Genomic DNA, 654 nt, shown 5'->3' on the forward strand with positions numbered 1-654 from the left:
CCCCTGCCGCTACCGGCTGGTGAGCTCCGACGACAGCCGGGACGATGCCTCGCCGATCACCTGTACGAGATGAGTGAGCACGATCTGCACGTCCTCGTCGGTGTCGTACCGCTCCCGGCCGCGCCGCACCCGAACCGCGATCTTCTCCGCCGCGTCCAGGATGTCCGCCAGCCGCTCCTCGTCCCGCCGCACAGACAGCCGTTCAGACCGGCACAGCCTCGGCGAGCACCCGGTCACGGATACGCAGTTTCAGCCCGCCCTCGGTCGCGACCTGCGTGAACACACCCAGCAGGTCCTCCACCGCGAGCGCGAAAGCCGCCATGTCGAAGTATCCGTGACCAGCCCCGACATCGATCAGCAGATCCAGATCACTGGACCCCGTGGCCTCACCACGAGCCACCGACCCGAACAGCCGCACATTCCGAACCCCGAACCGACGCCCGACAGCAAGAATCTCCTCACGATGCACACGCACCTCATCCAACGTCGCCGGAGACCGCTCCCCCGCTTGCGGGCATCCCTCCCGGCTCAGACGTCACTTACCTCCTGCCCGGACGGTCCGCCGGCAAACCGGGCAATACCGCTTTCGTGAACAGCGGTATTAAGCTTCACTGCCCATAGGAAATCAAACTGGGAGTGTCTCGTGATCAGTGT

Annotated in this window: 2 protein-coding genes; both read right to left on the bottom strand. The window is 65.1% G+C overall.

All coding sequences use genetic code 11. The features are described from left to right. Positions 1 to 9: 9 nt before the first annotated feature. Complete coding sequence (locus tag FrCorBMG51_RS25675; protein ID WP_052914883.1) at positions 10 to 192, bottom strand: ribonuclease HepT family protein; 183 nt, start codon at positions 190 to 192, stop codon at positions 10 to 12. Between the two features lie 10 nt (positions 193 to 202). Next, on the bottom strand, positions 203 to 475 hold the full coding sequence (locus FrCorBMG51_RS20610) for a nucleotidyltransferase family protein (protein WP_235433772.1): 273 nt from the start codon (positions 473 to 475) through the stop codon (positions 203 to 205). Positions 476 to 654: the final 179 nt, after the last annotated feature.

This window comes from Protofrankia coriariae, from assembly GCF_001017755.1.
Classification (GTDB): domain Bacteria; phylum Actinomycetota; class Actinomycetes; order Frankiales; family Frankiaceae; genus Protofrankia; species Protofrankia coriariae.